This is a genomic window from Streptomyces netropsis (assembly GCF_014203545.1).
GTDB lineage: Bacteria > Actinomycetota > Actinomycetes > Streptomycetales > Streptomycetaceae > Streptomyces > Streptomyces netropsis.
On sequence record NZ_JACHJG010000018.1, the window covers coordinates 1 to 24478 of the forward strand.

General features: G+C 72.6%; 18 protein-coding genes. 2 read left to right on the top strand and 16 right to left on the bottom strand.

Features of this window, described 5'->3' with window-relative positions:
• From FHS38_RS31185 to FHS38_RS31225, 9 genes are all read right to left on the bottom strand, one after another.
• On the bottom strand, positions 1 to 165 hold a 165-nt coding region (locus FHS38_RS31185; RefSeq protein WP_376700082.1), incomplete at its 3' end, for a flavodoxin-dependent (E)-4-hydroxy-3-methylbut-2-enyl-diphosphate synthase.
• A gap of 185 nt (positions 166 to 350) precedes the next feature.
• Complete coding sequence (locus tag FHS38_RS31190; protein WP_184739335.1) at positions 351 to 1652, bottom strand: M50 family metallopeptidase; 1302 nt, start codon at positions 1650 to 1652, stop codon at positions 351 to 353.
• Complete coding sequence (gene dxr / locus FHS38_RS31195; protein ID WP_184739337.1) at positions 1649 to 2926, bottom strand: 1-deoxy-D-xylulose-5-phosphate reductoisomerase; 1278 nt, start codon at positions 2924 to 2926, stop codon at positions 1649 to 1651. The genes FHS38_RS31190 and dxr overlap by 4 nt, the downstream gene beginning before the upstream one ends.
• 326 nt (positions 2927 to 3252) lie before the next feature.
• Positions 3253 to 5187: an acyl-CoA dehydrogenase family protein gene (locus tag FHS38_RS31200; RefSeq protein ID WP_184739339.1), complete on the bottom strand. Its 1935-nt coding sequence runs from the start codon at positions 5185 to 5187 to the stop codon at positions 3253 to 3255.
• A 179-nt stretch (positions 5188 to 5366) separates the two neighbouring features.
• A complete protein-coding gene (locus FHS38_RS31205; protein WP_184739341.1) occupies positions 5367 to 6071 on the bottom strand; it encodes a response regulator in 705 nt (234 codons plus the stop codon).
• A 289-nt stretch (positions 6072 to 6360) separates the two neighbouring features.
• Entirely contained in the window at positions 6361 to 7344 is a 984-nt protein-coding gene (locus tag FHS38_RS31210) for an NADP-dependent oxidoreductase (protein ID WP_221495581.1), read from the bottom strand.
• 196 nt (positions 7345 to 7540) lie between these two features.
• A complete protein-coding gene (locus FHS38_RS31215; protein ID WP_184739343.1) occupies positions 7541 to 8986 on the bottom strand; it encodes an aldehyde dehydrogenase family protein in 1446 nt (481 codons plus the stop codon).
• 614 nt (positions 8987 to 9600) lie between these two features.
• Positions 9601 to 11277: a PucR family transcriptional regulator gene (locus tag FHS38_RS31220; protein WP_184739345.1), complete on the bottom strand. Its 1677-nt coding sequence runs from the start codon at positions 11275 to 11277 to the stop codon at positions 9601 to 9603.
• A gap of 93 nt (positions 11278 to 11370) precedes the next feature.
• Positions 11371 to 13602, bottom strand: coding sequence for an ATP-binding protein (locus FHS38_RS31225; RefSeq protein WP_184739347.1), 2232 nt, complete (start codon positions 13600 to 13602; stop codon positions 11371 to 11373).
• A gap of 307 nt (positions 13603 to 13909) precedes the next feature.
• Here FHS38_RS31225 and gabT point away from each other — a divergent pair, with 307 nt between their 5' ends.
• A complete protein-coding gene (gabT, locus tag FHS38_RS31230; protein ID WP_184739349.1) occupies positions 13910 to 15268 on the top strand; it encodes a 4-aminobutyrate--2-oxoglutarate transaminase in 1359 nt (452 codons plus the stop codon).
• Between the two features lie 385 nt (positions 15269 to 15653).
• Entirely contained in the window at positions 15654 to 16331 is a 678-nt protein-coding gene (locus tag FHS38_RS31235) for a phosphatase PAP2 family protein (RefSeq protein WP_308433615.1), read from the top strand.
• Here FHS38_RS31235 and FHS38_RS31240 read toward each other — a convergent pair.
• From FHS38_RS31240 to FHS38_RS31270, 7 genes are all read right to left on the bottom strand, one after another.
• On the bottom strand, positions 16261 to 16710 hold the full coding sequence (locus FHS38_RS31240) for a bifunctional DNA primase/polymerase (protein ID WP_184739353.1): 450 nt from the start codon (positions 16708 to 16710) through the stop codon (positions 16261 to 16263). The two genes, FHS38_RS31235 and FHS38_RS31240, sit on opposite strands and share 71 nt — an antisense overlap.
• Positions 16711 to 16896: 186 nt before the next feature.
• Positions 16897 to 18309: an NAD(P)/FAD-dependent oxidoreductase gene (locus FHS38_RS31245; RefSeq protein WP_229822829.1), complete on the bottom strand. Its 1413-nt coding sequence runs from the start codon at positions 18307 to 18309 to the stop codon at positions 16897 to 16899.
• A gap of 4 nt (positions 18310 to 18313) precedes the next feature.
• On the bottom strand, positions 18314 to 19129 hold the full coding sequence (locus FHS38_RS31250; RefSeq protein ID WP_184739355.1) for an ABC transporter permease: 816 nt from the start codon (positions 19127 to 19129) through the stop codon (positions 18314 to 18316).
• Entirely contained in the window at positions 19129 to 20064 is a 936-nt protein-coding gene (locus tag FHS38_RS31255; protein WP_184739357.1) for an ABC transporter permease, read from the bottom strand. Before FHS38_RS31255 ends, FHS38_RS31250 begins: the two co-directional genes overlap by 1 nt.
• On the bottom strand, positions 20064 to 21233 hold the full coding sequence (locus FHS38_RS31260) for an ABC transporter ATP-binding protein (protein ID WP_184739359.1): 1170 nt from the start codon (positions 21231 to 21233) through the stop codon (positions 20064 to 20066). The genes FHS38_RS31255 and FHS38_RS31260 overlap by 1 nt, the downstream gene beginning before the upstream one ends.
• A gap of 83 nt (positions 21234 to 21316) precedes the next feature.
• Positions 21317 to 22510 (bottom strand): polyamine ABC transporter substrate-binding protein, encoded by a 1194-nt coding sequence (locus tag FHS38_RS31265; protein ID WP_184739361.1) that lies wholly within the window; start codon positions 22508 to 22510, stop codon positions 21317 to 21319.
• A 449-nt stretch (positions 22511 to 22959) separates the two neighbouring features.
• Positions 22960 to 24474, bottom strand: coding sequence for a gamma-aminobutyraldehyde dehydrogenase (locus FHS38_RS31270; protein WP_184739363.1), 1515 nt, complete (start codon positions 24472 to 24474; stop codon positions 22960 to 22962).
• Positions 24475 to 24478 lie beyond the last annotated feature (4 nt).

The window sequence follows — 24478 nt, forward strand, 5'->3', positions numbered from 1 at the left end:
CTGAAGCGTCGCACCGATGTCCGACGTCCGCGTCGTCGTCATCGACTGGACCGACACCGGCGCATCACCACCGACAGCCACCGACCCGACCTGGATCTTGCGGCTGACCCGGCGGTCGGCGAGCTTGGTCGGGACGGACGGCATTCCGAGCGAAATCGCAGTCATGTGGCGAGCAACCCCAAGGTATGAATCAAGGTCCCGAGATCGGCGGGCTCCGGGATTCGAGATTACGGCACCGGGTCACCTCGAAGCACATCCCGCCGCGAAGAACACGCAAAGGCGGACGGCCGGACACAAAGCGCGTCCGGCCGTCACAAATGGGCAGGTGCCCGATTTTTTCGCTGTGCCCGCTACGTGAGCCGTACGGGGTTCACGACGTCCGCGATCAGGACGAGGAGGGTGAAGCAGATGAAGATTCCGGCCACCACATAGGCCACCGGCATCAGCTTCGCCACGTCGAACGGGCCCGGGTCGGGCCGTCGGAAGACCTTCGCGAAGGCCCGCCGGACGGACTCCCACAGCGCGCCGGCGATGTGTCCGCCGTCCAGCGGCAGCAGCGGCAGCATGTTGAACAGGAACAGCGAGAGGTTGAAGCCCGCGACCAGGAAGAGCATGGTCGCGACCTGCTGCGACGGCGGGATGTCGAGGTTGAAGACCTCGCCGCCGACACGGGCGGCGCCGACGACGCCCATCGGCGAGTCGGGCTTGCGCTCACCGTCGTCGAAGGCCGCGTTCCACAGGTCGGGGACCTTGCCGGGCAGGGCGATCAGTGACTCGACACCGGACTGGATCATGTCGCCCATACGGTCGACGGACTGACCGAAGGACTGCGGGACGACGCCGGTGGCGGGCGTGAAGCCGAGGAAGCCGGCCGTCACCGTCTCACCCTTGACGGGCGTGCCCTTGCCGTCGTACTTCTGCACCTCGTTGGAGATCAGGTCCGCGGTCAGCGTCCTGCGCTGCCCGTCCCGCTCGACGGTGATCGTGGCGGGGCCGGTGGTCTTGCGGATGTCCTTCTGGAGGGTGGCCCAGTCGCCGACCCGGTGGCCGTTGAAGGCCACGATCTTGTCGCGGGGCTGCAGACCGGCCGCCTTGGCCGGGGAGTCCTTGGCGCCGGTGGGGCACTTGTCGGTCTTGGCGTTGGCCGAGACGACACAGTCCGAGACCGTGGAGACGGTCGTGGTCTGGGTGTTGATGCCGAACGACATCATCACGCCGAGGAAGATCACCACCGCGAGGACCAGGTTCATGAACGGCCCCGCGAACATCACGATCACGCGCTTCCACGGCTTGCGCGTGTAGAAGAGCCGGGACTCGTCGCCGGGCCGCAGCTCCTCGAAGGCGGCCGAGCGCGCGTCCTCGATCATGCCGCGCCACGGGGAGGTGGAGCGGGCGGTGATCTTCCCGTCCGCGCCGGGCGGGAACATGCCGATCATGCGGATGTAGCCACCGAGCGGAATGGCCTTGATGCCGTACTCGGTGTCGCCCCTCTTCCGCGAGAAGATCGTCGGGCCGAACCCGACCATGTACTGCGGCACGCGGATGCCGAACATCTTCGCGGTCGAGAGGTGTCCCAGCTCGTGCCAGGCGATGGAGAAGAGCAAGCCCACCACGAAGACGACTATCCCCAGGATCGTCATCAGTGTCGTCATACGGGGGCCTCCGAGGTCGCTTGAGCCGTACGGGCCGCCGATGCCGTACGACCTGCCAGTTCGCGGGCCCGGGCGCGTGCCCAGGTCTCCGCTTGCAGGACGTCCGGGACCGTGAGGTGGGTTCCCGCGGCGGGGGTCCCGTGCTCGGCGACCACCTCGGCGACGGTGTCCACGATGCCATTGAACGGCAGTCGGCCGGCGAGGAAGGCGTCGACGCACTCCTCGTTCGCCGCGTTGAAGACCGCGGGCGCGGTGCCGCCGAGGCCGCCCACGTGCCGGGCCAGGGCGACCGAGGGGAACGCCTCCTCGTCGAGCGGGAAGAACTCCCAGGTGGACGCCTTGGACCAGTCGAAGGCCGGGGCCGCGTCCGGGACCCGCTCGGGCCAGCCGAGGCCGATGGCGATCGGGCCGCGCATGTCCGGCGGGGTGGCCTGCGCGAGGGTCGAGCCGTCGGTGAACTCCACCATCGAGTGGACGTAGGACTGCGGGTGGACGACGACCTCGATGCGGTCGAAGGGGATGTCGTAGAGCAGATGCGCCTCGATGACCTCCAGCCCCTTGTTGACCAGGGTCGCGGAGTTGATCGTGATGACCGGGCCCATGGACCAGGTGGGGTGCGCGAGGGCGTCCTGGGGGGTGACGGCGGCGAGCTCCGCCTTCGTCCGGCCGCGGAAGGGCCCGCCCGAGGCGGTGACGACGAGCTTGCGGACCTCGGCGCGGGTGCCGCCCAGCAGCGCCTGGAAGAGCGCGGCGTGCTCGGAGTCGACCGGGATGATCTGTCCCGGCTTGGCGAGCGCCTTGACCAGCGGGCCGCCGACGATCAGCGACTCCTTGTTGGCCAGGGCCAGGGTCCGGCCGGCCTCCAGGGCGGCGAGGGTGGGCGCCAGGCCGATCGAGCCGGTGATGCCGTTGAGGACGGTGTGGCACTCGCCGCGCGCGAGCTCGGTGGCCGCGTCGGGACCGGCCAGGATCTCGGGCAGCGGCTCGCCGCCGTACTGCGCGGCGAGCGCCTCGCGCAGGGCCGGCACCTTGTCGGCCTGCGCGACGGCGACCCGCCGGACCCGCAGCCGCCGGGCCTGCTCCGCGAGCAGTGCCACCCGGCCGCCGGCGGCCGACAGGGCCGTCACCACGAACCGGTCGGGGTTGCGGAGCACGAGGTCGATGGCCTGGGTACCGATCGAGCCGGTCGAGCCGAGGATCACGATCTCGCGCGGGCCGCCGGAGGCGGGGGGCGCGGCGTAGCGCAGATGCGGGTCAGCGAGGGAGTCCGTCATGGGCCCCATTGTTGCCTCTTCCGTCCGGAAGGCGGACCGGGAGCCCCCCGCCCGCCTTCCGTGACCGAAGCATCCGGGTGTCGCGGCCGCCCCGTGCCCGTCCGGCGGATCCTTGCCTGACTGCCGCCCGGCCGCCGCCTGCGGCGGTGGCGCCCCGCGGGCGCGTCCTCAAACGCCGGACCGGCTTGATGCGGCTGACGCAGGTGCGCGTCCAGCCCGTTCCGGGCAGCGACCAACCCGTCCGACGCTTGAGAGACACCGCCGCGCAGCGGTGGTGCAGGGGCGGGACCACCCGCAGGACGACGACAAGATCCGCCGGGCAGGCCCTAGTGGACGGGCCGGTGGACGTTCTCCGCCTTGGAGGGGCCGGGGGTGGCGTCGGCGATCCAGGGGCCTTCGCCGCTGGGGTCGACGACGCCGCGCTCCAGCCACTCGTAGGCACCGGACATCACGCTGGAGACGACCTTGCGGTCGAGCTCGTCGGTGTTGGTCCACAGCCGGCCGAACAGCTCCTCGACGCGGATCCGGGACTGGCGGCAGAAGGCGTCGGCGAGCTGGTAGGCCTCGGTGCCGTGGTCGCCCTCGGCGCGCAGGGCCTCGGCGCGGACGCAGGCGGCGCTGATGGCGAAGAGCTCGGCGCCGATGTCGACGATCCGGCCGAGGAAGCCCTGCTTGGTCTCCAGGCGGCCCTGCCAGCGCGACATGGCGTAGAAGGTGGAGCGGGCGAGCTTGCGCGAGGAGCGCTCGGCGAAGCGCAGATGGCCGGAGAGGTCCCGGTGGCCGGGCGGGTGGAATTCGGCGTAGGTGCGCGGCAGCTGTCCGGGGCCGGTGACGAGCTTTGGCAGCCAGCGGGCGTAGAAGCCGCCGGCGCGGGCGCCCGCCTTGGCCTTGTCGCCGAGGGTCTTCTCGGGGTCGATGAGGTCGCCGGCCACCGAGAGGTGGGCGTCGACCGCCTCCCGGGCGATCAGCAGGTGCATGATCTCGCTGGAGCCCTCGAAGATGCGGTTGATCCGCAGGTCGCGCAGGATCTGCTCGGCGGGGACGGCCCGCTCGCCGCGGGCGGCGAGGGAGGCCGCGGTCTCGAAGCCGCGGCCGCCGCGGATCTGGACCAGCTCGTCCGCCATGAGCCAGCCCATCTCGGAGCCGTAGAGCTTGGCCAGGGCCGCTTCGATGCGGATGTCGTTGCGGTCCTCGTCGGCCATCTGCGAGGAGAGGTCGACGACCGCTTCGAGGGCGAAGGTGGTGGCGGCGATGAAGGCGATCTTCGAGCCGACGGCCTCGTGCCGGGCGATGGGCCTGCCCCACTGCTCCCGGACGGTGGACCACTCGCGGGCGATCTTCAGGCACCACTTGCCGGCGCCGACGCACATGGCGGGCAGCGAGAGGCGGCCGGTGTTGAGGGTGGTGAGGGCGATCTTCAGCCCGGCGCCCTCGGGGCCGATGCGGTGGGCGGCGGGGACCCGGACCTGGTGGAAGCGGGTGACGCCGTTCTCCAGGCCGCGCAGGCCCATGAAGGCGTTGCGGTTCTCGACGGTGACGCCCTCGGAGGCCGCCTCGACGACGAAGGCGGTGATGCCGCCCTTGTGGCCCTCGCTCCTGGGCACCCGGGCCATGACGACGAGCAGGTCGGCGACGACGCCGTTGGTGGTCCACAGCTTCACGCCGTCGAGGATGTAGTCGTCGCCGTCGGGCACGGCGAGGGTGGCCAGCCGGGCCGGGTCGGAGCCGACGTCCGGCTCGGTGAGCAGGAACGCCGAGATGTCGGTGCGCGCGCAGCGCGGCAGGAAGGTGTCCCGCTGCTCCTGGGTGCCGAAGAGCTTGAGCGGCTGGGGCACGCCGATGGACTGGTGGGCGGAGAGCAGCGCGCCGATGGCCGGGCTGGCGGAGCCGACGAGGGCGAGGGCCTTGTTGTAGTAGACCTGGGTCAGGCCGAGGCCGCCGTATTTGGTGTCGATCTTCATGCCGAGCGCGCCGAGTTCCTTCAGCCCGTCGATCGTCTCGTCCGGGATCTGTGCCTCGCGCTCGATCCGGGCGCTGTCGATCCGGGTCTCGCAGAAGTCGCGCAGCTTGGACAGGAACTCCTCGCCGCGCCGGACGTCCTCCACCGCGGGGGAGGGATGCGGATGGATCAGGTCGAGCCGGAACCGGCCGAGGAAGAGTTCCTTGGCGAAGCTGGGCTTCTTCCAGTCCTGCTCGCGGGCCGCTTCGGCGACCTGGCGGGCTTCTCGCTCGGAGACCGGTCGTACGGATGGTGCGGACATCAGGCACCTCGCCGCTTAAGTCGGGGCGGTTGTCCCGGTCGACTACCGACCGGTGCTACTCGTCCGTATGTACCTACCCGATCCCCACGGGCTCTACCAGACCGCGCGCAATGATCCGGCCTGCGGCGTACACCCTCGACCGTACGAGCGGGTGAACGGCGCGGGTGAAGGCGTGCGGGTCAGCGTCCCGCGCCGGGGGTGACGAGTCCGCTCTCGTAGGCGACCACGACGGCCTGGGCGCGGCTGCACAGGCCCAGCTTGGCCATGGCCCGGTTCAGATGGGTCTTGACGGTGGCCTCGCTGATGACGAGCTCGTCGGCGATCTCCGCGTTCGACAGGCCGCGCGCGGTCAGGCGCAGCACCTCCAGCTCGCGGCCGGTGAGCGCCCCGAGCGTCTCGGGCGGCGGGGCGGGGGTGGGGAGCCGGTGGGCGAAGGCCTCGACGAGGCGGCGGGTGACGGTCGGAGCGAAGAGGGTGTCGCCGCCCGCGACGGCGGCGACGGCGGCCAGCAGCCGGTGCGGGCCGGCGTCCTTGAGCAGGAAGCCGGCGGCCCCGGCGCGCAGCGCCTCGTAGACGTACTCGTCGAGGTCGAAGGTGGTCAGGACGAGGACGCGCGGGGCGGGCACGCCGTCCCGCTCGGCGGCGGCCAGGATCCGCTCGGTGGCGGCCGTGCCGCTGAGGCCGGGCATCCGGATGTCCATGAGGATCACGTCGGGCCGGTGCTCGGCGGCGGCCGCGACGGCCTCCTCGCCGTCGGAGGCCTCGGCGACGACCGTCGTGCCGGGGGCGGCGCGCAGCAGCGCCGCGACGCCGGCCCGGATGAGGATCTGGTCGTCCACGACGAGGACACGGATGTCCGCCGCCTCGTCAGCGCTTGCCGTCATGCCCCGGTCCGTCCCTCTCCCGTGCGGCTCCGGCCGCTGACCGGGACCGGGCGGCCGGCTGCGGGGGAAGAGCCGGCCGGACCTCGAACCCACCGTGGTCGCGCGGTCCGGCGGCCAGGGTTCCCCCGTAGATCCTGGCGCGCTCGCGCATGCCGATCAACCCGTGTCCGCCCGACGGGCCGGGGATGGCCGGAACCCACCGCCCCCGTCGCGGCGGGGCGGGGCGGGCGTGCTTGCCGGTGAACGGGGGAAGGCGGGCGCGGCGCCGGTCATCCCGTCATCGGTCCGGTCAGACGTGGACGGTGAGCACGATCTTCCCGGAGGTACGGCCCGTCTCGCCCAGTTCGTGCGCCTTGGCGGCGTCCTCCAGGGGCAGTACGGCGGCGATCTCGCACCGCAGCCGCCCGGACTCGACCAGTTCGGTGATGCCGCGCAGGCCCGCCTGGTCCGGCTCCACCATCAGCCGGGTGGCGCGGACACCGCGGGCACCGGCCTCGGCGTACACCGACTCCTCCAGCGGGAGGAGCGACACGAGGATGCCCCCGGGGCGCAGGGTGCGCAGCGAGCGGGCCGGGTAGTCGCCGCTGACGGACTCCAGGACGACGTCGACGTCCCCGACGGCCTCGGCGAAGTCCTGCTCGTGATAGTCGATCAGTTCGTCGGCGCCGAGGCCGCGCAGGAACTCGTGCTTGGCGGCGCTCGCCGTGCCGATGACGTACGCGCCGCGGGCCTTGGCGATCTGGACGGCGAGGTGGCCGACGCCGCCCGCCGCCGCGTGGATCAGGACGCGCTGTCCCTCCCGCACGTCGGCGGTGTCGACCAGGGCCTGCCAGGCGGTGAGCGCGGCCAGCGGCAGCGCGGCCGCCCGTACGTGCTCGATGCCGTGCGGCTTGGGCGCGAGGTGGCGGGCGGGGGCGGTCAGATACTCGGCGTAGGCGCCGGCCGGGGCCGGGAAGCGGGGCATGCCGTACACCTCGTCGCCGACGGCGTGGACGGTCACGCCCTCGCCGACCTTCTCGACCACGCCGGACACGTCGAAGCCGAGGGTGAAGGGCGGGGTGTGGCCCGAGTAGAAGCGGCCGCGCGTCCGGGTCTTCCAGTCGACGGGGTTGACCCCGGCGGCGTGGACCCGCACCAGGACCTCGCCGATGCCCGGCTCGGGGCGTGCGGTCTCGACCAGCTCCAGCACCTCGGGGCCGCCCGCCTTCTCCTGCCGGATGGCGCGCATGTGGCGAGGGGTGCCGGGGCTGGTGGCGGCGGTGGTGTCGGACATGGCGGATTCTCCTCGCGGTGGTGCCGTTCGATGCCTCCAGGCTGCCGGAGCGGAAGCCCCCCGGCGACTGGCCGCGCTGCCACTCTGCGCAAGGATCGGGCCATGGGGCTCCGACGGGCCCGGCGGCGGGGAAAACGGCGGACGGCCGGGGCGCACCAGCGGTGCGTCCCGGCCGTCCGTCTCGCGGATCCTGTGCTTACAGGTCCAGGCCGGTCATGACCAGCACCCGCTCGTAGGTGTAGTCGTCCATCGCGTAGCGCACGCCCTCGCGGCCCACGCCGGACTGCTTGGCACCGCCGTACGGCATCTGGTCCGCGCGGTAGGACGGCACGTCGCCGACGACCACGCCGCCGACCTCCAGCGCGCGGTGCGCGCGGAAGGCGGTCTTCAGGTCGTGCGTGAACACGCCCGCCTGGAGGCCGTACGGGGAGTCGTTGACGGCGGCGAAGGCGGCGGCCTCGTCGTCGGCCTTGGTGATCGTGAGGACCGGTCCGAAGACCTCCTCGCACGCGATCGTCACGTCGGCGGGGACGTCGGCGAGCACGGTCGGGGCGTAGGTGGCGCCCTCGCGCTTGCCGCCCGCGAGCAGCTTGGCGCCGGCCGCGACGGCCTCGTCGACCCACGACTCGACGCGCTTGGCGGCGTCCTCGCTGACCAGCGGGCCGACCTCGGTCGCCGGGTCGGACGGGTCGCCGGTCACCTGCGCCTCGACGGCCGCGACGACCTTCGGCAGGAGCCGCTCGTACAGCGAGGCGTCGGCGATGACGCGCTGCACGGAGATGCAGGACTGGCCGCCCTGGTAGTTGGAGAAGGTGGCGATGCGCTGCGCCGCCCAGTCCAGGTCGGCCTCGGAGGACCAGTCGGCGAGGACGACGGCCGCGCCGTTGCCGCCGAGCTCCAGGGTGACGTGCTTGCGCGGCACGGAGTCGAGGATCGACCAGCCCACCGGGCCGGAGCCGGTGAAGGAGATGACCGGGAGCCGCTCGTCCTTGACGAGGGCGGGCATCCGGTCGTTGGGCACCGGCAGGACGCTCCACGAACCGGCCGGCAGATCCGTCTCGGCCAGCAGCTCGCCGAGGATCAGCGAGGAGATCGGGGTCGCCGGGGCGGGCTTGAGGATGATCGGGGCGCCGACCGCGATGGCCGGGGCGACCTTGTGCGCGCTCAGGTTGAGCGGGAAGTTGAACGGCGCGATGCCGAGCACGGTGCCGCGCGGGACCCGGCGCGTCAGCGCGAGCCGGCCGACGCCACCGGCGTCGGTGTCCAGCCGCTGGGCGTCACCGGCGTTGTAGCGACGGGCCTCCTCGGCCGCGAAGCGGAACACCGAGACGGCGCGGCCGACCTCGCCGCGGGCCCACTTGATGGGCTTGCCGTTCTCGGCGGAGATGAGCTGCGCGATCTCCTCGGTGCGCTCGGTCAGCCGCTTCGACACGTGGTCGAGGGCCGCGGCCCGGACGTGCGCGGGGGTCGCCGCGAACTCGTCGCGCACGGCGTGCGCGGCGGCCACGGCCTCCTCGACCTGCTCCTCGGTGGGGACGCTCACGGTGCCGACGAGACGGCCGTCCCAGGAGTTCGTGACGTCGAAGGTGTCCTCGCCGGTGGCCTCGCGGCCGGCCAGCCAGAACGCGTGGGGAGCAGTCACAATCCCGGCCCTTCCAGGTGGTGCGGATGATTAGCTCCCCCACCGTAGGTGCGGGTCGGCCGGGGGCCGATTGTCCGAGATGGCGCACACGGGGGCGCTCGCGCGCCGCGATGGAGGGTTAAGGGGCTGCGGCACGGATCGGGACGACCGGGGCCGCGGTGTCCCGCCGACGCGGCGGTGCGTCCCGCGATGGAGGGATAAGCGCGTCCCCGGCGCCGCCGGGGGGTGACGCATACCCCGCGCGGCACGGGCTCCCAGTACCGCCGGGCGGGCGGCGCGTGCCACGCGGGCCTGCGGCACGGATCGGGACGGCCAGGGCCGTGGTGTCCCGCCGACACGGGGGCGCTCGCGCGCCGCGATGGAGGGTTAAGGGCGTCTCCGGCGCCCGCCGGGGCGGTGGCGCGCGCCCCGCGCGGCACGGGCTCCCGGCGCTGCCGGGCGGATGGCACGCTCCACGCGGGCCTGCGGCACGGATCGGGACGGCCAGGGCCGTGGTGTCCCGCCGACGCGGGGGCGCGTCCCGCGCGGGGTTCGGCGGCATGGTCCCGACACCGCGGGCTGCCGCAGGGGCTCAGCGCCGGCGGATCGGGCGGCCCCGGCCGGAGGCCGTCCGGCTACTTCGATGTCGCCTTGAGGGCCAGCCACAGCTCCATGCGGACGTCCGGGTCGTCCAGGGAGCGGCCGAGGATCTCCTCGACGCGGCGCATGCGGTAGCGGAGGGTGTGGCGGTGGACGCCCAGGTCGGCGGCGGCCGCGTCCCATTGTCCGTGCCGGGAGAGCCAGGCGCGGAGCGAGGCGACCAGGTCGCCGCGGCCCGTCGCGTCGTGCTCGTGGAGGGCCCGGAGCATGCCGTCGGCGAAGGCCCGTACCGCCTCGTCGGCGAGGAGCGGGAGGACGGAACCGGCGGCGACCTCCTCGTGCTCGACGAGGACCCGGCCGCGGCGGCGGGCCACGGACAGGGCCTGTTCGGCCTGGTGGAAGGCGGCCGCGGCGGCGATGGCGGCGGCCGGGGCGGAGAGGCCGAGCACCACGTCGAGGCGGCCCTCGTCGGGGGCGGGGGCGGTGCGTTCGCGCGGGGTGCGGGCCGCGGTCGTCCGGCCCTTCGCGGCGCTGCGGCGGGCTTCGATCGCGCGGGCGTGCTCGGCGCAGGCCGCGACGGCCGCGCCGCCGTCCGGTGCGAGGACGATCAGCCGGCTGCCGTCGGGGACGACGAGCACCGGCTCGGCCACCCGGCTCGCCGCGGTCTCCAGCGCGTCGGCGAGCCCGCCGAGCGGGTCCTGCGGGCCGGTGCCGGCGTCGCGCGGCTCCGCCGCCTCCGCCTCGCCGGGCACGTCGGAGGCCGCTTCCGCGACGAGCATCCGGAAGGGCGCGTCGAGCAGCCCGCCGTACAGCTCCCCGGCGACGGTCCGCGCGTGTTCCGGCTCGCCCGCCAGCAGCATCCGCAGCACCGCCGCGCCCAGCCGCTGTTCCGCGTCCCGCAGGGCACGGGAGCGTTCGGTGGTGAGGGTGAGGAGCGCGATCGCGGAGTGCACGGCGTAGCGGTCGGCGGTGCCCAGGGGCGCGTCGGTGCCGACGGCGAGGACCGCGCGGGTGCGGCGGCCCGTGCCGAGGGACTGGAGCTCGACGCGGTCGGCTCCCTCGTCGCCGGGGTCCGCGCCGACGACGGCGCTGGCGGGCGCGGGCCGTTCCCGCAGCCGCTCGACGTCGGCGCTCAGCCGGGCGGCGCGGCGCTCGGCCCATTCGGGGGCGGCGGCCACGACCGCGCCCGACGCGTCGTAGAGCGCGGCCCAGCCGCCGAGGTGCGCGGCGAGCCTGGCGAGGAGCGCGGCGGGCCCGTCCGCGCTGAGCGCGGCCCGGGTCAGCTCGCGCTGGGCCTCGAAACCGGCGGTCACCGCCCGGTACTGGTCGGCGGCGATGGCCGCGGAGACGGCCTTGGTGATGGCGAGGAAGGGGGTGCGGCGGGGCACCTCCAGCAGGGGCAGCCCCTCGGTCCGGGCCGCCTCGATCAGTGCCCTCGGCACCTGCTCGTAGTTGACGCCGACGGCGAAGCCGAGCCCCACGACACCCGCGCGGACGAGTCGTCGCACGTACCCGCGCATCGCCTCCGGGTCCTCGGCGTCGATCTTCATCGCGGTGATCAGCAGCAGTTCGCCGCCGTCCATCCACGGCACCGGGTCGACCAGCTCGCTGACGTGCGCCCAGCGGACGGGGGTGTCCAGCCGGTCCTCCCCCGCGAGCACGGCGAGCTTGAGCGCGGAGTGGTGGACGAGTGAGGCGAGCGTAGGAGGCATGGCACCTTCGGGAGAGGCGTCGCGATGACTGTGCCGTCCCGTATGAACGGCTGTGACCGATTCTGCCTCAGTGGCGCATTCCCCGGCCAACGCTCACGTCCTGAGGTCGACCAGGACCGGCGGCGCGCTCCCTCCTTGCACGGACGTCACGGACAGCACCGCGTGCCCGGCGGGCACCGCGTGCGCCAGCTCGGAGGCGGACCAGCGCTCCCGCTCCACCTTGCGGACGGTGACCGACTGGGCGGTGACCGCCCGTCCGGTGATCACCCGTCGGACGACGTGGCTGGCGCGGGTCAGCGGCTCGTGGGCGATGACCTGGCGGTCGGTGATGTCGCGGGTCTCGACCCACTCCTTGCCCCAGACCTCGGCGAAGCGCGCGCCGTCCCAGGTGGTGACGCCGGAGAAGGCCATCCGGCAGCCGACCGAGCCGAGCAGGGCGCTGCGCAGCGCCTCGGGCACGTCGTCGAGCGTGCGCAGGGTGAGCACGGCCCCGGCGTTGGCGGAGCGCAGCCGCTGCACTCCGCGGACGGCCTCGGCGGTGATCGTGTGGGTGGCGTCGTCCAGGACCAGACAGGTGAACAGCGAGCGGTCGGCGCGGCCGACGGCGGATTCCGTGAACTGCGCGAGGACGAGCCGGGCCAGCAGCCGGGACGCCTCGGCGTGGCCGCGCTCGGGCAGGTCGATGCGGACCCGCAGCGGGTGTTCGAGGCTGCGCAGCGAGAAGGTGCGGCCGGGCGCGGTGGTGTCGAAGAAGCGCGCGAAGGCGGGCCGGTCGAGGAGGGCGAGCCGGTCGGCGAGGAACGCCCCGGGGTCGTCGGGGCGCTGCGCCTGCCGCTCGCGGGCGTCGAGCTCCCGGAGGTGGGCGTCCAGGCCCGCGGTCCGCAGGGCGGTGCGCAGCGCGGTGACGGCGTCGGCGGACCGGTCGAGGAGTTCGCGCAGTTCGGGTACGGACGGGAAGCGGCCGTGGGCGGCGCGGTAGGGGCCGAGGAGCTGGGCGAGTGCCGTGGCGGCGCGCCGGGCGTCCCCGCTGGGGAGGCCGGAGGTGACGTCGCCTGCGAGTCCTTCGGCGAGGACCGTGGCGGCCTCGTCGGGGTCGTCGGTGCCCCCGTACAGATCGAGGTCGTACTCGGAGTCGGGGCGTCCGATCTTCACCACGATGTCGAAGGACTCGTCCGGCGCGAGCCCGGCGCCGGCGGCGCCGACCACGACGACGGCGGTCCGCCCGGCGAGTGCCTGGAGGCACAGCGACTCCAGGACGGGGCGCACCAGGCGCGCGGTCTTGCCGCAGCCGGGCGGGCCGACGGCGAGGAGCGAGGTGCCGAGCAGCCCGGGGTCGAGCGCGCAGCCGGCGCCGCGGTGGTCGTAGGGGTTGCGGTCGTCGTCGGCGGCGGTGCCGATGCGGACCTGCCGGGTGACGAGGTCGTGCAGCGCGGCGCGTACGGGCAGGTCGCGGGAGCCGGAGGGGTGGGCGCAGGCGGCGGCGCCGTGGCGCAGCACGGTGTCGGTGAAGGAGGCGAGGCCGCCGGGCCGGGCCCATGTCGACTCCCAGGCGTGCTCGATGCGGGCGTGGTCGACGTCGTTCATCAGCCCGTGCCGGGCGTCGGCCGTCAGCCGGTCGGCGGCGTCGTGCGCCCCGGCGGTGCGCAGCCGGGGCCACTCGGCGGGGTCCTCGCGGGGGGTCGGGACGGCGGGGGGCGGGGTGCCGGAGTCGTCCCACAGGCGGCGCAGGGCGGGGACGGCGTAGCGGCGCCAGACCTGTGCCCAGCGGCCGAGGCGGCCGAAGACGACGAGGAGGACGCCGATGACGAGGGCGTAGTAGATGTACACGGTCCAGACGGCGACCATGCCCTCGTGCCAGGCGTCCGGGGTCAGGGCGTACAGCGGCCAGATCCAGAACGGGCCGAGGTAGCCGTTCCACAGCAGCGACCACAGCAGCCAGCCGCAGAGGAAGGAGATGACCGCCCCGCTGACCAGCGGTCGGCCGGCGATCCGGTCCGGTTCGTGCGGCGGCCGGGGCCGGTGGCCGAACGCCCAGATGCCGGGGGCCGCCGCCGGGCGCGGGGTGCGCAGCCAGGCGAGGAAGGCCGACCCGGGCGGTGGGGCGGCGGGGACCGGTCCGCCGGGTGCGGCGCCCGGCAGCGGCAGGGCGGCGGGGCGCGGCGGCTCGAGAGGAGGGGCAGGGGGCGTGGGGAGCGCCGGAGCCGGCTTGGCGAGGGGCGCCGGCGGTACGGGGGGCATGGCGGGTGGCCTGGCCGGCGGGTCCGCCGGGCGGGGCAGCCGGTCGCCTCGGGTGCCCGGTTCGCCGTACGTGTCCTCGGTGTCCATCGCCGCCCCTTGCCCCCGACCAGCCGTCCTGCCGCCGTGCCCGCATCCGCCGTTCCGGGTGCGCGCCGTCGCTCAATCTAGTGGCCGTCACCCGGGAGTTCAGTGTCCCCGGCGATGCCACGCCCGTAGCGTGCGCATGATCACTCGGAGGGTGCGCGGGGCGGCCGCCCGCTGCCGCCATGTCCGCGGCGGACAAGGCGACGCGCGCACTGCTCCCGAACGGAACATGCCGAGGCCTGCCCCGCAGCCCTAGCCTGCGACGTAAAAGCCCCTTTCGCCGCCTCTTTCTCTCCCTGGAGCGCACCTCATGACCGAACTGACCGGAGGCCCGTCCCTTCCCCAGGAGCGCCGTGTCGTCACCGCGATCCCCGGCCCGAAGTCGCTGGAGCTGCAGGCCCGCCGTCTTCAGACGGTCGCCGGTGGCGTGGGTTCGGTGCTGCCGGTGTTCACCGTGCGCGCGGGCGGCGGTGTCATCGAGGACGTGGACGGCAACTCGCTGATCGACTTCGGCTCCGGCATCGCCGTGACCTCGGTGGGCTCCAGCGCGGAGGCCGTGGTGCGCCGCGCGTCCGCGCAGCTCGCCGACTTCACCCACACCTGTTTCATGGTGACCCCGTACGAGGGTTACGTGGAGGTCTGTGAGCAGCTCGCCGAGCTGTCCCCCGGCGACCACGCCAAGAAGTCGGCGCTGTTCAACTCGGGCGCCGAGGCCGTCGAGAACGCGGTGAAGATCGCCCGTGCGTACACCAAGCGCCAGGCGGTCGTCGTCTTCGACCACGGCTACCACGGCCGGACGAATCTGACGATGGCGCTCACCGCCAAGAACATGCCGTACAAGCAGGGCTTCGGCCCGTTCGCGCCCGAGGTCTACCGGGTGCCGGTGGCGTACGGCTACCGCTGGCCGACCGGTCCGGAGAACTGTGGCGCCGAGGCGTCCGCCCAGGCCATCGACCAGATCACCAAGCAGATCGGCGCGGAGAACGTCGCGGCGATCATCATCGAGCCGATCCTGGGCGAGGGCGGCTTCATCGAGCCGGCCAAGGGCTTCCTGCCCGCGATCGCGCAGTTCGCGAAGGACAACGGCATCGTCTTCGTCGCGGACGAGATCCAGTCCGGCTTCTGCCGCACCGGCCAGTGGTTCGCGTGCGAGGACGAGGGCATCGTCCCGGACCTGATCACCACCGCCAAGGGCATCGCGGGCGGTCTGCCGCTCGCCGCCGTCACCGGCCGCGCGGAGATCATGGACGCGGCCCACGCGGGTGGCCTCGGCGGCACCTACGGCGGCAACCCGGTGGCGTGCGCCGCGGCGCTCGGTTCCATCGAGACGATGCGTGAGATGGACCTGAACGCCAAGGCCAAGCGCATCGAGGAGGTCATGAAGGGCCGCCTCGCCGACATGCGGGACAAGCTGGACAACGGCGCCATCATCGGCGACATCCGCGGTCGTGGTGCGATGATCGCGATCGAGCTGGTGGAGCCGGGCACCAAGACCCCGAACGCGGCGGCCGCGGGCGCGCTCGCGAAGGCCTGCCACGCGGAGGGCCTGCTGGTCCTCACGTGCGGTACGTACGGCAACGTGCTGCGCTTCCTGCCGCCGCTGGTCATCGGCGAGGACCTGCTCAACGAGGGTCTGGACATCATCGAGGCCGCCTTCGGCCGTCTGTGATCCCCACCCGTGGCCACGGGTGTGGCCACGGGTGTGGCCACGGGTGTGGCCACGGGTCATGGATACGGGGAGTGAAGAACCTGTGCGGGGCAGGTGGTGGAGGGGTGATCCGGGTGTCCGGCCCGCCCTACCTGCCGTACGGTTTCTTCAGATGAGTGAAACACCTCGCTCGCAGGGGACTGCGGGCGATGCCGAGCCGGTACTTCCCCAGTGCCGACCCGGTCGTGCCATCGCGCACACCACTGGAGCCCCTGGCTCCGGACATCCTCACCGATCGGAAGACCGCCCGTCCCACACCCCCCGGGGCGCGCGGCCCACCGGTCCCCACGGCGGCCTCGGAACTACCCCCCCTGTTCCGGGGCCGCCGACTTCGCGCCCGTCGGCGGTGACGTCACCCGCCGTCCTCCTCCCGGGGCTGTGCACACTCCTCTTCGCCCTGGTCACCTGGCAGATCGCCGTCCACGGACCGTTGCGCGCCCTCGACGAGCGGCTGGGCCGTGCGGTGGCCGCCTCGGGCATCCCCCACGGCGTCGCGGAGTTCTTCGCCGACCTCGGCAACACGGCGGTCGCGCTGCCCGTGCTGGCCGCCGCGGTGATCGCGTCGCTCTTCCGGGCCCGGGCGCCCCGCCGGTGGCTGCCCCCGCTCGCCGCGGCGCTCACGATGGCGGTCGTGCCGGCCCTGGTGGTCCCGGTCAAGAACGCGATCGCCCGCCCCGGCCCGCCCGGCATGCCGGGCGGCGCGCACGACGGATTCTTCCCCTCCGGTCACACCGCCACGGCGGCCGTCGCCTACGGCGCCGCGGTGCTGCTCCTGCTCCACCGGACCGGCCCGCCGCCGCCGTCACGCGCACGCACGGTGACGATCACCGGGTACGTGCTGCTCAACGTCGGCGTGGGCATCGGGCTCGTCCGGCGCGGCTACCACTGGCCGCTGGACGTCGTGGGCGCGTGGTGTCTGTCCGGTGTGCTCCTGTGGGGGCTGGCCCTGCTGCTCACCGGCCCGGTCCGCCGCGGCCGGCGACGGCCTCGTGCATCGCGAGTTCCAGCGTCGCCGGGTCGTTGAGCGTGCCCGACCCGTCGGGCGGCACGATCCAGCGCACCCCGCTCACGGACCGGCCGGGGTGGGGGACGACGATCCACGCGCCGTGCCCGGCCCCCCGTACGCCCGTGGCGACCCAGCGGGCGGCCGTGCCCGGCGGGACGAAGAAGCCCACGCGGCTGTCGGCCAGCACCGGGCCGGGCCGGCCGGCGCGGCGGCTCAGCACCTCCAGCGTGGGGTAGCCGAGCCCGCCGGGGAGAATGAGCACGTCCCACAGCCGGCCCGCGGGCAGCAGCGCCACCCCCAAGGGGCTGCGTTCCCACTCCCACCGGCAGGTCTCGGGGTCGGGTGCCGCCGAAGCCAGCCACTCCACCGCGTTCCTCGCCCCCGCGTCGCCACTCATGCGTGGTTCCTCCGCTCCGTGTCCGCTTGTCCTGCGTTCACGGATGAGAGGCCGCCCAGCGCGGATCATTACGCGGGTTTCCGGGTTTTCCGTCCCCAAACGGGTGGTGAAGGGCGCACCGGGCCGACGGGCCACGCGCCGGGCGCGAGCGGGCGCGTGAACGCGAACCGCTCGCGCGGCGGTGGGTCAGCTGTCGAAGCCCATGCCGACCTTGTCCATGGCCTTGAGCCAGAGGTTGCGGCGGCCGCCGTTCTCGTCGGCCCGGGCCATCGACCACTGGGTGATGCCGATCCCCACCGACCGCACCGGCTCGGGCGGGAACGGCAGCGGCTTGCTGCGGACCATCTCCAGTTCGGTGCGCTCGGTGCGCTCGCCGGAGAGCAGGTCGAGCATGACGTCCGCGCCGAAGCGGCTCGCGCCGACGCCGAGGCCGGTGTAGCCGAGCGCGTAGGCGACCCGGCCGCCGTGGGCGGTACCGAAGAACGCCGAGAAGCGCGAGCAGGTGTCGATGGCACCGCCCCAGTTGTGGGTGAACCGCACGCCTTCGAGCTGCGGGAAGCAGCGGAAGAAGTGCTCGGCGAGCTTCTGGTAGGTGGCGGGGTGGTGGTCGTACTCGGAGCGGACCCCACCACCGTAGTGATGGACGATGTCGTAGCCGCCCCACAGGATGCGGTTGTCGCTCGTGATGCGGAAGTAGTGGAAGTGGTTGGCCGCGTCGCCGAGCCCCTGGCGCCGCTTCCAGCCGACGGCGGCCAACTGCTCGGCGCTGAGCGGCTCGGTCATCAGCGCGTAGTCGTAGACCGGGGTGATGTACGGCCGCAGCCGCTTGACCAGCGAGGGGAAGGCGTTCGTGCCCAGCGCGGCGTGCCGGGCGAAGACCCTGCCGTAGGGGGTGCGGACGGCGACGCCGGCGTTGCGCGAGGACAGCTCGGTGCCGGGGGTCTGTTCGTAGATCCGGACGCCGAGGTCCAGGCAGGCGCGCTTGAGGCCCCAGGCGAGCTTCGCGGGATGCAGCATCGCCACGCCCGTGCGGTCCCAGAGCCCGGCGAGGAAGGTCGGGGAGTCGACCTCGGCGCGCAGGGCGTCGCGGTCGAGGAATTCGTAGTCGGGGAGCCCGAGGGCCGCCACCTCGTCGGCGGCCTCCCGCAGCTCCTGCACCTGGTGCGGGGCGGTGGCGATGTCGATCTCGCCGGTGCGCTCGAAGTCGCAGTCGACGCCGTGCCGGGTGAGGGCGGCCTCGATCTCGTCGAGGTTGCGGCGGCCGAGCCGCTCCAGGGTGGTGAGCTCCTCGGGCCAGCGGGACTGGCCGTTGGCCCAGCCGTGGGTGAGGGAGGAGGAGCAGAAGCCGCCGTTGCGGCCGGAGGCGGCCCAGCCGACCTCCTGGCTCTCGATGAGGACGACGTCCCGGCCGGGGTCGCGCTCCTTGGCGTTCAGCGCGGTCCACAGGCCGGAGTAACCGCCGCCGACGACGAGCAGATCGCAGTGCTCGTCGCCGACGAGCGCGGGGAGGGGGGCCGGCCGGGCGGGGTCGTCGAGCCAGTAGGGGCGCGGCGCGGCGTCGGAAAGTGATTGGACAGGGTTCATGGCACGAGCGGCCATGTTCTCAGCTCCTTTTTCGGCGTCCGCCGGCCAGCTGACCGACGAGCACGCACAGCACGGCGATGACGAACATCGCCGTTCCGATGACATTGATCTGAACGGGTGTGCCCCTCTGCGCGGATCCCCAGACGAACATGGGGAAGGTCACGGTGGAGCCGGCGTTGAAGTTCGTGATGATGAAGTCGTCGAAGGACAGGGCGAAGGAGAGCAGCGCGCCCGCGGCGATGCCGGGGGCGGCGATCGGGAGCGTGACGCGCAGGAAGGTCTGCAGCGGGGTGGCGTAGAGGTCCTGGGCGGCCTGTTCGAGCCGGGGGTCCATGCTCATCACGCGCGCCTTGACGGCCGTGACCACGAAGCTCAGGCAGAACATGATGTGGGCGATGAGGATGGTCCAGAAGCCGAAGGTGACGCCCATGTTGAGGAAGAGGGTGGCCAGCGAGGCGGCCATGACGACCTCGGGCATGGCCATCGGCAGGAAGAGCAGGGTGCTCACCGAGGAGCGGGCGCGGAAGCGGTAGCGGGCGAGCGCGAAGGCGATCATCGTGCCCAGGACCGTCGACCCGAGGGTCGCCCAGACGGCGATCTGGAGGCTGAGGGACAGCGAGCCGCACAGGTCGGCGACGCCGCAGGGGTCGGTCCAGGCGTCGGTGGAGAAGCGCTGCCACTCGTAGTTGAACCGGCCGTTGGGCTTGTTGAACGAGAAGACCGTCACGATGACGTTGGGCAGCATCAGATAGCCGAGCGTGGTGAGCCCGGCGATCACGACGAGGTTGCGGCGCAGCCAGCGCGTCACGCGCGACAGGCCCGAGGGAGCAGTCATCAGACCAGGTCCTCCGTCCCGGACTTGCGGATGTAGAGCGTGACCATGGCGAGGATGGCCGCCATGAGGATGAAGGACAGCGCGGCGGCGGTCGGGTAGTCCAGGACGCGCAGGAACTGGGACTGGATGACGTTGCCGATCATCTTCTGGTCGGTGGAGCCGAGCAGTTCGGCGTTGATGTAGTCGCCGGTGGCGGGGATGAAGGTGAGCAGGGTGCCCGCGACGACGCCCGGCATGGACAGCGGGAAGGTCACCTTGCGGAAGGTGGTGATCGGCTTGGCGTAGAGGTCGCCGGCCGCCTCGAGGAGTCGCGGATCGATGCGTTCGAGGGAGGTGTAGAGCGGCAGGATCATGAAAGGCAGGAAGTTGTAGGTCAGGCCGCAGACGACGGCCAGCGGGGTGGCGAGCACGCGGTGGCCCTCGGTGATGCCCAGCGCGTCGGTGAGGCCGAGGACGTGCAGCGAGTTGAGGGCGGAGACGACGGGGCCGCCGTCGGAGAGGATCGTCTTCCAGGCCAGGGTGCGGATCAGGAAGCTGGTGAAGAACGGCGCTATGACGAGGATCATCAGCAGGTTGCGCCAGCGGCCCGCCTTGAGGGCGATGAGGTAGGCGAGCGGGTAGCCGAGGGCGAGGCAGCCCGCGGTGGCGGTGGCGGCGTAGCCGACCGAGCGCAGGAACTGCGGGTAGTACTCGGTGGCCGCGTCCCAGTAGGTCGCGAAGTGCCAGGTGACCTCGAAGCCCTCTTCGAGCGAGCCGGTCTGTACGGACGTGGAGGCCTGGTAGACGAGCGGCGCGGCGAAGAAGACGAGCAGCCAGAGGATGCCGGGGAGCAGCAGCCAGTAGGGGACGAGCTTCTTGCGGCGGGCCGCCGCGCGGAGCGCGGGCGGGGCCTCGGGGGCGGGCCGGTCGGTGGCGGTGGCCTGCGGGGATGCCATCAGGTGCCCTCCCCCGCGTCCGTGCCCGCCTCGATGCTCTGCGCGGCGTCGAGACCGAAGCTGTGGCCGGGGTTCCAGTGCAGGACGACCTCGGCGCCGGGGACGAGCCGGCGGTCGCGCTCGATGTTCTGCTCGTAGACGGCCAGCGGCGCGGCGCCGGCGGTGACGGGGCTGTCGACGAGGTACTGGGTGGAGACGCCGATGAAGCTGGAGGTGGCGATGCGGCCGGTGACACGGTTGCGGCCGTCGGGGACGGTGCCGGCGTCGTCGGCGTGGGTGAGGCTGATCTTCTCGGGTCGTATCCCGATCAGCAGCCGCCCGCCGGTGCGGGGGGTGACCGTACATCGTTCGGCGGGGAGCGCGAGTTTACTGCTCGCGGCCTGGAGGACCAGGTCGCTGCCGGAGGCGTCGAGGACGTCGGCGGCGATGAGGTTGGAGGTGCCGAGGAAGTTGGCGACGAAGGTGGTGCGGGGGGTCTCGTAGAGGTCGGCGGGGGCGCCGAGCTGCTCGACCCGGCCGCCGTTCATCACCGCGACCGTGTCGGCCATGGTCATGGCCTCCTCCTGGTCGTGGGTGACGTGGATGAAGGTGATGCCCACCTCGGTCTGGATGCGCTTGAGCTCGAGCTGCATCTGGCGGCGCAGCTTGAGGTCGAGGGCGCCCAGCGGTTCGTCGAGGAGCAGCACCTGTGGGTGGTTGATCAGGGCGCGGGCGACGGCGACGCGCTGCTGCTGGCCGCCGGAGAGCTGCTGGGGCTTGCGGCGGGCGAAGTCGCCGAGCTGGACGAGGTCGAGCATGTCGCCGACCTGCTTCTTGACCGACTTGATGCCACGGCGGCGCAGCCCGAAGGCGACGTTCTCGTAGATGTCGAGGTGCGGGAAGAGTGCGTAGCTCTGGAAGACGGTGTTGACGGGCCGCTTGTGCGGGGGAAGGGCGGTGACGTCCGCGCCGGCCAGCTCGACGGTGCCGCTGCTGGGGTCCTCAAGACCGGCGATCATGCGCAGGGTGGTGGTCTTGCCGCAGCCGGAGGCGCCGAGGAGGGCGAAGAACGAGCCGCCGGGGACGGTCAGGTCGAGCGGGTGGACGGCGGTGAAGGCGCCGTAGCTCTTGCTGATCTTGGTGAGCCGGACCTCGGTGCCGGTGCGCTCGGTCGGGGCGGTTGCTGTCATGGGTGTCGGTCCAGGGGTGTCGGGGGGCGCCGGGGAAGGTCGGCCGCGTACAGGTGGAAACGGGGGTGAGCGGGTACGGGCTGTCAGGCGCCGGTGAGCTCGGCGAATTTGGCTTCGAACGCCTTGTCCTCCTCGGCAGACAGCGAGCGGAAGGCGTGTGCCTTCGCCGCCATCGCCTCACTGGGGATGATCAAGGTGTTGTCGGCCAGATCCTTGTCGATTTTCGCGAGTTCCTCTCGGAGCCCCGCCACCGGGCTCACATAGTTGATGGAAGCGGCGAGCCGGGCCGCGACCTTGGGCTGGTAGTAGTAGTCGATGAGGCGCTCGGCGTTCTTCTTGTGGCGGGCGTGATTGGGGACCAGAAGATTGTCGCTGGAGAGCATGTAGCCGGCGTCCGGGACCGCGAACTGGATGTCGGGGTTGTCGGCCTGGAGCTGGACGAGGTCGCCGGCCCAGGCGATGCAGGCGGCGATGTCGCCCTTGTTGAGGTCGCCCGTGTAGTCGTTGCCGGTGAAGCGGCGGATCTGTCGGCGGTCGACGGCCTTCTGCAGCCGGTCGATCGCGGCGTCGTAGTCGTCGGCGGTGACCTGCTCGGGCCGTTTGCCCATGTCGAGGAGGGTGAGACCGACGGTGTCGCGCATCTCGGACAGCAGGCCGACGCGGCCCTTGAGCTTGGGGTCGTCGAGGAGCTGGGAGACGGAGTCGACCTTGCGGCCGCCGGTCGCCTTGCGGTTGTAGGCGACGACGGCGGGGATGCCGGTCCAGGGGTAGGAGTGGGCGCGGCCGGGGTCCCAGTCGGGGGCGCGGAAGCCGGGGGCGAGGTTGGCGTAGGCGTTCGGCAGGTTGGCGGCGTCCAGCCGCTGCGCCCAGCCGAGGCCGATCATGCGGCCGGCCATCCAGTCCGTGACGCAGATCAGGTCGCGGCCGATGCCCTGCCCGGCGGCGAGCTGCTTGCTGACCTTGCCGAAGAATTCGACGTTGTCGTTGATGTCCTCGGTGTACGCGACCTCGATGCCGGTGCGCCGTCGGAAGTCGTCGAGGGTGGGGCGGCTCTTGTTGTCCTCGCCGAGGTCGATGTACTCGGTCCAGTTGGAGAAGGAGAGCGTTTTCTCCGCCGCGGAGCGGTCCTCGGACGAGCCGTCCACTCCGGTGCGTCCGGCGGGCGGGATGCCGCAGCCGCCCAGTGCGCCGAGGGCACCGAGCGTGAGCGTACCGGCGCCCCCGGCCCGCAACAGGGACCGCCGGGTCAACGCCGCACGTGGCTGGTAGCGCTCCATTCGGAATGCCCTTTCCGTAGCTCCAACGGGCTTTGGACGAGGATCCTGGCAGAGCTATTCGCCATGAACAAGGGATTCCGTTGTTGCCTTTTGGTTACGCGACCGATTCGGTGGCCGGCCGGGCACGCGTGTGTCCGCTCGCGCGAAAAGCGGGGGATTTCACGGCAGCACAAGAAAATACCGGCATTCATCGCGGTTCCGTGCACGACGGCACTCCCGCCCGGCGCACCGCACCGGCGGATACGGCCTCGGATCCGGTACGGGCCGGGCTCCGGGCATCGGTGGCACGGTGAATCGACGGCCCGCCGGGCATGGGGCGGACCGTTTCGCACGACATTCCGGCACGGTGCTTCGGCAGCGCGAATCGCCGGATGTCCATAAGGATTTACGGACAAGGATTTACGGGCGGCACAGCGCCGCCGCGTGAGGGATATCGCCCCGGCGTCTTTTCAGCGCGCGCCGAAGACCGTGCGGTGCCAGTCCTTTCTCGCGACCGCTGTGTTGTCGTACATGACGTGTTTGACCTGGGTGTACTCCTCGAAGGAGTAGGCCGACATGTCCTTGCCGTAGCCCGAGGCCTTGTAGCCGCCGTGCGGCATCTCGCTGATGATCGGAATGTGGTCGTTGACCCAGACGCAGCCGGCCTTGATCTCCCGGGTGGCGCGGCCCGCGCGGTAGACGTCCCGGGTCCAGGCGGAGGCGGCGAGCCCGTACGGGGTGTCGTTGGCCAGGGCGATGCCCTCGTCGTCGCCGTCGAAGGGCAGCACGACCAGCACCGGGCCGAAGATCTCGGCCTGGACGATCTCGCTGTCCTGCGGGGCGCCGGTGACGAGCGTGGGGAGGTAGTACGCGCCCTTGGCCAGCTCTCCGCCGGGGGCCTCGCCGCCGGTGACGACGGTGGCGTACGAGCGGGCCCGGTCGACGAAGTCCGCGACCCGGTCCCGCTGGGTGTGCGAGATGAGCGGGCCCAGATCGGTCCGGTCGTCGAAGGGGTCGCCGAGCCGGACGGTGGCCATCAGGTCGGCCACGCCGGCCACGAACGCCTCGTACAGCGGTCGCTGCACATACGCGCGGGTCGCGGCCGTACAGTCCTGGCCGGTGTTGATGAGCGAGCCCGCGACCGCGCCGTGGACGGCGGCCTCCAGGTCGGCGTCGTCGAAGACGACGAAGGGGGCCTTGCCGCCGAGTTCCAGGTGGAGCCGCTTGACCGTGGTGGTGGCGATCTCGGCCACCCGCTTGCCGACGGCGGTGGAGCCCGTGAAGGAGGTCATGGCGACGGACGGATGGCCGACGAGGCGTTCACCGGCGTCCTTGCCCGCCCCGCTGACGACGTTGACGACCCCGTCCGGGATCCCGGCGTCGGTGGCGGCCTGGGCGAACATCAGGGAGGTCAGCGGGGTCAGCTCGGCGGGCTTGAGCACGATGGTGTTGCCCGCGGCGATCGCCGGCAGGACCTTCCAGGCGGCCATCTGGAGGGGGTAGTTCCATGGCGCGATCGAGCCGACGACGCCGATCGGCTCACGGCGGACGTAGGAGGTGTGGTCGGCGCTGTACTCCCCCGCCGACGCGCCTTCCAGGTGCCGGGCGGCGCCCGCGAAGAAGGCGGTGTTGTCGACCGTGCCCGGCACGTCGAACTCTGTGGTGAGCCTGATCGGCTTGCCGCACTGCGCCGACTCGGCGTGCGCGAAGTCCCCGGCCCGCTCGGCGAGCACGGCGGCGAAGCGGTGCAGCGCGTCCGAGCGCTCGCCCGGTGTGGCGCCCGCCCACTGGGGGAAGGCCCGCTCGGCGGCGGCCACGGCCGCGTCGACGTCGGCGTCCCCGGCCAGCTCGTAGCCGAGGACCTCCGCCCCGGTCGCCGGGTCGACGACCGCGTGCCGTCGGCCGGAGGTCCCGGCGCGCAGACTGCCGCCGATGTACTGCGCGCCCTCCGCGAAGCGTTCCCTGGCGTCGAACCGTTGACTCATGGCG